This is a genomic window from Anaeromyxobacter sp. SG64, from assembly GCF_022690745.1.
GTDB classification, from domain to species: domain Bacteria; phylum Myxococcota; class Myxococcia; order Myxococcales; family Anaeromyxobacteraceae; genus Anaeromyxobacter; species Anaeromyxobacter soli.
On the sequence record NZ_JALCZB010000161.1, the window covers coordinates 1 to 5,584 of the forward strand.

The following is a 5,584-nucleotide window of genomic DNA, read 5'->3' on the forward strand; positions in this document are numbered from 1 at the left end:
GGCGCCGAGGGCGCCTGCGCCAGCGCGGGGGGCGCGGCGAGCGCGACGAGGACTGCGGCGAGCGCCGCGCGCGCCGAGCGCGGGGCCTTCCGGGAGAGCGGCGTCATCACGCCCGCGAGGATACCGCACGCCCGCGGCGCGCCGAGGTTAGATTGGGGGCGGCGGAGGGACGGTCCGGATGGCCCGCATCGACATGGAAGACTTCGTCGAGGGGACGGAGATCGCGCGCGTCTACCTCGCGGCGACGCTCGAGGAGGCGCAGGCGGTCGAGGCCGCGCTCGAGGACGCGGGGTTCGAGTTCGCGATCGAGCTCGAGACGTTCGCCTCGCCCACCGCGCTCGGCTCGAACCAGCCGCGCCGCGGCGCCGGCTTCTGGGTGGAGGCGAGCGCCGCGACGGCCTGCATCGGCGCGCTCGAGCGCGCCGGGCACCTGCGCGGCCTCGCGGAGCGCGAGTAGCCGGACCCGGCTACGCGGCCTTCGCCTTGGGCAGCGGCTTGCCCTTCTCGAACGCCGCGTTCGCCCCGAACTTGGCGACGATCTTCTTCTTGGTGTCGAGCCCCGTCGCCTCGATGACGAAGTTCGGGACGCGGCGGGCGCGCGTGTCCGCGACCCAGCGCGTGATCTCGCCGCGGCGGGCGGCCGGAGTGACGCGCCGCGCGACGACGTTCTTGCCGAGCTCGCGCCGGAGGCCCTCCTGCACGAGGTCGCCGACGTGGCGCGCGATGGCCGAGGAGACGCGGGCGACGACCTCGTCGGCCGTCTCGCGGAGGATGTCGTCGATGCTGGACTGGCGTGCCATGCTGGATTGCTCCATTCAGGGAGCCAGGAACATAGCCCGGTGGTCGAAATTGTCCACCGCATTCGTCCGGATTGCCCCCCATTGGACAATGGCTCCAGCGGAGTGGGCGTCCAGGCGACACGGCGCGCCGCGTCGCCTATTCCGCCGTCCGGCCGTCGCGCTGCGCGCGCCGCCGCGCTCCGCCGTCTCCACCCGCCATTCGCCCGCGCAGGCGCTCGAGCGCGGCCATGAGGTCCGGCTTCCCCGTCAGGACCGGCGAGAGCGGGTCCGCGCGAAGGCGGCGCGCGCGGCCCGGGACGTTGCGGAGGGTGAAGCGGGACGGGTCGAGCCGCGCCGTCACCTCGCTCCAGCGCAGCGGCGTCGACACCGGCGCGCCCGGCTTCGGCCTGACGGCGTAGGGCGCGGCGATGGTCTTGCCGAAGCCGTTCTGGAGGAAGTCGAGGTAGACGCGGCCGCCGCGCGCGGAGAGGGCGCGCGCCGTGGTCGCGATCTCCGGGAGCTCCGCCTCGATCGCGCGGGCGAGGAGCTCGCCGAGCGTCCTCGACTGCGCGTGGGTGAGCTGACCGCCGAGCGGCACGAGCACGTGCAGGCCCTTCTGCCCGGTCGTCTTGGGATACGACGGCAGCCCGAGCTCGTCGCAGAGGGCGTGGAGCGCCCGCGCGATGCGCACGACGTGCTCGAAGGGCGCGTCCTTGGGATCGAGGTCGACGACGCACCAGTCCGGGCGCTCGAGCGCGCCCGCCCGGCTCGACCACACGTGCAGCGGGATCGTGCCGAGGTTCGCGATCCACGCGAGGCCGTCCGCGTCGTCGACGAGGAAGTGATCGAGCTCGCGCCCGGCGTCCTCGCCACGGATCCGCACCGTCCGCAGCCACTCCGGCCGCCAGGTGGGCGCGTCCTTCTGGAAGAAGCTCTTCCCGTCGATGCCCTCGGGATAGCGCGTGAGGACGAGCGGCCGGTCCTTCAGGTAGGGCAGCATGAAGGGCGCGATGGCGCGGTAGTACGCGACGACGTCCCCCTTCGTGATCCCGTCCGCGGGGAACCAGACCTTCTCGCCGTTCGTCACCTCCACCCGGCGCGCGGGACGCGCAGGGTGCGGCACGGGCGGCGACGCGTCGTGCGGCGCGCGTGCCTCAGCGGCGCTCCGCGCCGCCGGGATGTCGAGCCACGCCGCGGAGCGGCCCGCGCGGTAGGGAGCGTCGGCGCGCTTCGCGACGATGCCGGCGAGCCCGCGCGCGCTCACCTCGCGCCGGAGCTCCTCGCCGCGCCCCTCGACGTGCTCCGCGTAGCGCACCGGCCCGAGTTGCGGGACGACGCTCGCGAGGAGGCGCTTCCGCTCGGCGAGCGGGAGGGCGCGGACGTCCAGGCCGCCGAGGGCGAGGAGGTCGAAGACGAAGAACGTCGCGGGGCGCTCCAGCGCGGCGCGCGCGACGTCTCGCGGACGGGCGAGCCGTGCGCGCGCCTCGAGCGCAGCGAGGTCGGGGCGGCCGTCGGGCCCGAGCACCACGACCTCGCCGTCGACGATCGCGTCGACGGGCAGCGCCTCGAGCGGCCGCGCGATCTCGGGGTAGAGCGCGGTCGCGTCCTCGCCGCGCTGCGTGAGGAGCGTCGCGCGCGTCCCCTCGCGCCGGGCGACGAGGCGGTAGCCGTCGTACTTCACCTCGAAGAGCCAGCCCTCCCCCTCCCCCCGCAACGGCTCGCCGCGCGGCGTCGCGCGCATCGGCCGGGCGTCGGCCCGCGAGAGCGCCCGCCGAGGCGCGCCGAGCCGCTCCGCCTCCCGCACCGCCCGCTCCGCGCGGCCCTCGCCCGCGGCGAGCTCCTCGAGCAGGCGGCCCGAGAGGACCGACTCCTGCGCGAACTCGCGCCCGGGGCCGGCCCACGCGTCGCCCCGGTGCTTCAGGAGCAGCCACTGCTGCTTGCCGCCCTGGGCCACGCGCGTGCGGACGAGCGTCCACTCTCCGTGCAGCTTGTAGCCGGAGAGCTGGAAGACGAGCTTGCCCCGGGCCAGCCCGTCGTACGGGTCCCCGACCGGGCGCCACACGCCGCGATCCCACACGATGACCGCGCCGGCGCCGTAGTTGCCGGTGGGGATGGTGCCCTCGAAGCCCGCATACTCGACCGGGTGGTCCTCGACCTCGACCGCCATGCGCTTGTCGGCGGGATCCGCCGAGGGCCCCTTGGGGACCGCCCAGGAGCGCAGCGTGCCCCCGAGCTCGAGCCGGAAGTCCCAGTGGAGACGTCGCGCGGCGTGCTTCTGCACGACGAACAGCCGCGGAGCGTCCGGCGCTCGCGCCCCGTCCTCCGCGGGGCCGAAGGGCTCGGGCGTCCGGCCCGGATCGCGCTTGGCGCGGTAGCTGTCGAGACGATCGGGCACGCGCGGCTCGCTCCCTTAATGTAAGGAGGCATGGCGCCCCGCTCGATCGCGACAGGCACGATCTCCTTCGGTCTCGTGTCGATCCCAGTCCGCCTCTACCCGGCGACGCAGCCCTCCGCCTCCATCTCGTTCAACCTCCTGCACGCGGCGTGCGGCTCGCGCCTCAAGCAGCAGTACGTCTGCGCGAAGGAGGGCGTGAAGGTGGAGCGCGACGAGATGGTGAAGGGCTACGAGTTCGCGAAGGACCGCTACGTCACGTTCACGCCCGACGAGCTGCGCGCGCTCGACGAGATCGCCACCCAGACCATCGACATCGCCGAGTTCGTCCCGGCCGCGCAGGTGGACCCGGTGTACTTCGACCGCGCCTACTACCTGGGCCCCGACAAGGGCGGCGGGAAGGCCTACCGGCTGCTCGCCCTCGCGCTCGAGCGCGCCGGCAAGGCGGCCCTCGCCCGCTACGCGGCGCGGGGCAAGCAGTACCTGGTGCTCATCCGCGCGCGCGACGGGCGGCTGGTGATGCAGCAGCTCTTCCACGCGGACGAGGTCCGTCCGATGGACGAGGTCCCCGTGGACGACGCCCAGCCCAAGGACACCGAGATCCAGCTCGCGCTCCAGCTCATCGAGCAGACCGCGTCGGAGGCCTTCCGGCCGGAGCAGTACGAGGACGCGGTGAAGGCGCGCGTCGAGGCCGCGATCGCGAAGAAGGTGGAGGGCCAGGAGATCCAGGTCGCGGCGCCCGCCGAGCCGGCGGCGCAGGTGATCGACCTCATGGACGCGCTGAAGGCGAGCATCGACGCCGCGCGCGGCGAGAGCCGGCGCCCCGCGCGCGCCGCGCCACCCGCGGCCGACGCCGGAGAGCGCAAGGGGGCGAAGCGGGCGCGGCGGGACGCGGACGAGCGCGGCAAGGCCACCACTTCCCGCAAGTGACCCCGCCGTGCGATGGTGGGGCGCGTGTATCGCGCCACCGACGTCGCCCGGCTGCTCGGCCTGCCCGTCGCGGAGATCCGCCGCCTGGCGCGCGCGGGGTTCGTGATGCCGCGCCGCGGACCTCGCAACGAGCTCCGCTTCGCATTCCAGGACCTCGTCCTCTTCCGCGCCGCGGCCGAGCTCGTCCACGCGCAGGTGCCGCCGTCGCGCGTGCGCCGGGCGCTCGGCGACATCCGCGCCAAGCTGCCGCACGATCGGTCGCTCGCCGGGGTCCGGGTGCTCGCCGACGGGCGGAACGTGGTGGTGCAGGACGGCGGCGCGCGCTGGCGTCCGGACACCGGGCAGGTCCTCCTCGACTTCGAGGTGCGCGACGTCGCTCGCAAGGTCGCGCCGCTCGTGCGCTCCGGCCGGCCGCCGGGCGGCGCGAAGCTGGACGCGGACGCCTGGTACCGCTGGGGCTGCGACCTGGAGGACGGCGCGCCCGCGGAGGCGGTCGAGGCCTACCGGCGCGCGCTCGGGCTCGATCCGGACCACGCGGGCGCCCACCTGAACCTCGGGCGCCTCCTGCACGAGGCGGGCGATCCGCGCGCGGCCGAGTTCCACTACCGGCGCGCGCTCCCCGCCACCTCGCAGCGCGCGCTCGCGTCGTTCAACCTCGGCGTGGCCCTCGAGGACCAGGGGCTCGACGACGAGGCCCTGCTGGCCTACGCGCGCGCCATCGAGGCCGACCCCGCGCTCGCGGACGCGCACTACAACGCGTCACGCCTGCTCGAGCGGCTGGGCCGGAGCGCCGACGCGCTCCGGCACCTCGCCGCCTATCGCCGCCTCACCGACACCGGCGCCTGATCCCGGGGTCGCGTGGCGCCCCTGGCGCACCGAGCTCTTCCCCTACTCCCCGCCCCAGGGCGCTCGCGGCGGCCGCCGCGCGGCGCGCTGCTGATCCGGCTGCTGCTGCGGGTGGCGCGGGTCCTGCTCCCACTTCATGCCGAGCGCGGAGATCGCGTTCCGGCTGGCGAGCAGGTCCGACTCGGCCAGCACCTCGGTGTCGGAGAGCCACTTCTTGAGGCGCGCGTCCTCGCCCGGCGTCTCGTCGCGCCAGCGCTGGAGATCCGCGCGCTGGCTGCGCTGGGCGAACTCGACCTGCTGCAGGAACGCGTGGTCGAAGTCGGCGCCGGACTTGCCGCGGAGCTGCTTCATCATCGCGTCGTGAGCGTCGCGCTCGTTCTTCGGGCCCGACATGTCCTTCGGCTTGCCGCCGCGCTCGGCGACGATCGTCCCGAGCTCGCGCTCGACGCGCGCGTGGTCGTCGACGAGCTTCTTGCCGAGGTCCTTCACCTGGCTCGACGCGCCCCGCTCCTGGGCCAGCCGCCCGAGCTCCTGCCCTTCCCGGCTGCGCTGCTCGAGCGTCCCGAAGATCTGCTTCTGGCGATCGTCGATCCGCTTCGCCGCGTCCTGCGGTGCCGCGCCGGGTCGAGCCGGCGCC

6 protein-coding genes are annotated in these 5,584 nt (G+C 74.8%); 3 read left to right on the forward strand and 3 right to left on the reverse strand.

The window, feature by feature from the left end:
• Positions 1-178 precede the first annotated feature (178 nt).
• Positions 179-457 carry a hypothetical protein gene (locus MNZ29_RS23400; RefSeq protein ID WP_242341418.1) on the forward strand — a complete coding sequence of 93 codons (279 nt, stop codon included), beginning with the start codon at positions 179-181 and terminating at the stop codon, positions 455-457.
• Positions 458-467: 10 nt separating this feature from the next.
• Here MNZ29_RS23400 and MNZ29_RS23405 read toward each other — a convergent pair whose 3' ends face one another.
• Both MNZ29_RS23405 and ligD read right to left on the reverse strand, forming a co-directional pair.
• Positions 468-800, reverse strand: a complete 333-nt coding sequence (locus tag MNZ29_RS23405) for a hypothetical protein (protein ID WP_242341417.1) — start codon at positions 798-800, stop codon at positions 468-470.
• Positions 801-936: 136 nt separating this feature from the next.
• Positions 937-3,174 carry a non-homologous end-joining DNA ligase gene (gene ligD, locus MNZ29_RS23410; RefSeq protein ID WP_242356991.1) on the reverse strand — a complete coding sequence of 746 codons (2,238 nt, stop codon included), beginning with the start codon at positions 3,172-3,174 and terminating at the stop codon, positions 937-939.
• Positions 3,175-3,204: 30 nt separating this feature from the next.
• On the opposite strand from ligD, the gene MNZ29_RS23415 reads away from it, so the two are divergent.
• Positions 3,205-4,101 (forward strand): Ku protein, encoded by an 897-nt coding sequence (locus MNZ29_RS23415; protein ID WP_242341415.1) that lies wholly within the window; start codon positions 3,205-3,207, stop codon positions 4,099-4,101.
• A gap of 24 nt (positions 4,102-4,125) precedes the next feature.
• On the forward strand, positions 4,126-4,947 hold the full coding sequence (locus MNZ29_RS23420) for a tetratricopeptide repeat protein (RefSeq protein WP_242341414.1): 822 nt from the start codon (positions 4,126-4,128) through the stop codon (positions 4,945-4,947).
• Positions 4,948-4,989: 42 nt separating this feature from the next.
• On the opposite strand, the gene MNZ29_RS23425 is transcribed toward MNZ29_RS23420, so the two are convergent.
• The coding region (locus MNZ29_RS23425; RefSeq protein WP_242341413.1) for a DUF4142 domain-containing protein at positions 4,990-5,584 on the reverse strand (595 nt) is incomplete at its 5' end.

What these genes read in the sequence shown, in the direction of transcription:
- MNZ29_RS23400 (WP_242341418.1), top strand. Translation starts at nt 179, where the DNA reads ATGGCCCGCATCGACATGGAAGACTTCGTCGAGGGGACGGAGATCGCG.
- MNZ29_RS23405 (WP_242341417.1), bottom strand. Translation starts at nt 800, where the DNA reads ATGGCACGCCAGTCCAGCATCGACGACATCCTCCGCGAGACGGCCGAC.
- MNZ29_RS23415 (WP_242341415.1), top strand. Translation starts at nt 3,205, where the DNA reads ATGGCGCCCCGCTCGATCGCGACAGGCACGATCTCCTTCGGTCTCGTG.